2 protein-coding genes are annotated in these 1,948 nt (G+C 66.1%); one reads left to right on the top strand and one right to left on the bottom strand.

Going from position 1 to position 1,948, the window contains the following annotated elements:
* Window positions 1-168: 168 nt before the first annotated feature.
* Window positions 169-906, bottom strand: a complete 738-nt coding sequence (locus AB0H84_RS53365; protein ID WP_357622465.1) for a hypothetical protein — start codon at window positions 904-906, stop codon at window positions 169-171.
* Window positions 907-1,155: 249 nt separating this feature from the next.
* On the opposite strand from AB0H84_RS53365, the gene AB0H84_RS53360 reads away from it, so the two are divergent.
* On the top strand, window positions 1,156-1,938 hold the full coding sequence (locus AB0H84_RS53360; RefSeq protein WP_357622462.1) for a transposase family protein: 783 nt from the start codon (window positions 1,156-1,158) through the stop codon (window positions 1,936-1,938).
* Window positions 1,939-1,948 lie beyond the last annotated feature (10 nt).

Genomic DNA, 1,948 nt, shown 5'->3' with positions numbered 1-1,948 from the left:
TGAGCTCTTTCCATCGTGACGGCACTGGTCAGTGTGCTTGCTCGCTGAAGTTGGCAGTTACACACGCAAAATGTCATGAAGCCGGCAAACGATCGCTTCAAGATGTCATGTGGCAGGTCGCGGAGGGTCAGCAGATCGCGCCCTCTACGCAGAGCCCGGGGCCGATCATCAGCCGTATCGCTCACGCAGCAGATCGTCCGGCAGGTGCGGCACCATCGCTTCGGAGAACACGGGCAATCCGAGGATCAACTCGCCGTTCTCGGCGCTGCGCAGCCCCGGGCCTCCCGAGTGGCCGCCGGACCGTCGTGGCTCAAGGTTGTAGAAGCTCCCGGTCCCGTAGGCGATCCGGATGCTCCGCATCGCCGGCCGCGCCGCCGCCAGGTGCGCCCCCATCGGCGTCCCCAAGTCGGTGACGGAGGTCTGGGTATGGGCGTTGCCCGCGAGGACCAGCGTCCGCTCGCTGTGCGCGTCCAGGATCCTTCGCGCCATCGCGGCGTCCCGCTGCGACCAGTCGGGCGTGAGCGCCAGCCCATCGAACAGGATGATCCGTACACCCTTCATGGCTTTGAGCACCGCGAAGTGCCCGGCAGTGATGCGCCCGTCGCCCGTCCACCACAGCGGATGGTCGAGCCCTCCCTGTGCCGCGAGGTACGCGTTGAGCTCCGGCTTGAGCTGCTCCGGCCACTCCAGTGCCAGCGTGGTCACGCCCAGTGCCCGCATGAGGCCCTGGACGATCAGAGGGTTCTCGCGCACGCCGTGCACCTCACCGAGCAGTAACAGGCCGGACTCGGCGAGCGATCGCGCGGCCAGGTCGAGTGCCTTCGCCTCAACGAGCAGGTCGAAGCCCTGCGTGTCGAACTCGTCGACAGCCAGTCGTAGCCCGTCCATGGTGTCGATCGCCGGCATGCCACCACAGTGACCGCACCTGCCCCGGGGTGCAATGGCCCGCTCGTCGGATCTTGCCATCTTCGATGCGCAATCCCGACCAAACTCTGCTCAACCTACTTGTCACTACGTGGGTCACGAGCCCACCGCATGACACTTTCGATGAGGGCCAACAGTCAGGATGGGGCTGCGGAAAGCGGTGGCGGATGAAAGGAGGCTCCCGATAAGACAGCAGTCGACCAAGATCCGATGCCCCAACCGGGAGCCTCGTTGCTGTCTTACCGTGCCTCGATTCCGCTGTCCAACCACACTCTGATTCGCCTGGCCGAACTCATTCGCGCCCGGCACGCCGAACGCCGCTCCCGGTGGCGGAAGTTAGACCCGGCGCGGCAGGCGCTACTGGTCCTGGCCCACTTGCGTAATGGCGACACCTACGCCCGCCTGGCCGCCGGTTTCGCCGTGGGGACCACCACGGCCTGGCGCTACGTCCGTGAAGCCGTCGATCTCCTGGCCGCCTTGGCCGACGACGTGCACGCCGCCGTCGAACGCGCATCCCGGCTGGCCTACACCATCCTCGACGGCACCCTCATCCCCATCGACCGCCTCGCCGACGAGCGGCCGTACTACAGCGGCAAACACAAGCAGCATGGAATGAACGTGCAACTGCTGGCCGACCCTGTGGGCCGACTGGTGTGGGCCTCGCCCGCGCTGCCGGGCGCCGTGCACGACGTGACCGCCGCTCGAACGGTCGGACTGATCGACGCCTTGACCAGCGCCGGCGTGAAGACCTTTGCAGACAAGGGCTATGAAGGCGCGGGCGGCACGATCCGGACGCCGTTCAAGCGGCATCGCCATCGTCCCTGGTTGTCGCGCGGACAGCGAGATGTCAACCGCTCCCACGCCCGTATCCGGGCCATCGGTGAGCGTGCCGTCGCGACCTTGAAGAGCTGGAAGGTGCTGACCAGGCTGCGCTGTTGCCCGCATCGAGCGACCGCGCTCGTACAGGCGATCCTTGTGCTGCAGTTCGTGGAAGAAGGCCGCTACTCAGGATGAAAAATGCTCA

This window comes from Nonomuraea sp. NPDC050786 (assembly GCF_040654115.1).
Taxonomy (GTDB): domain Bacteria; phylum Actinomycetota; class Actinomycetes; order Streptosporangiales; family Streptosporangiaceae; genus Nonomuraea.
This window is presented reverse-complemented; position numbering and strand designations above follow the sequence as displayed.

Bases quoted from the DNA above. Each gene is read 5' to 3' on its own strand.
- AB0H84_RS53365 (WP_357622465.1), bottom strand. From the start codon at position 906: ATGCCGGCGATCGACACCATGGACGGGCTACGACTGGCTGTCGACGAG.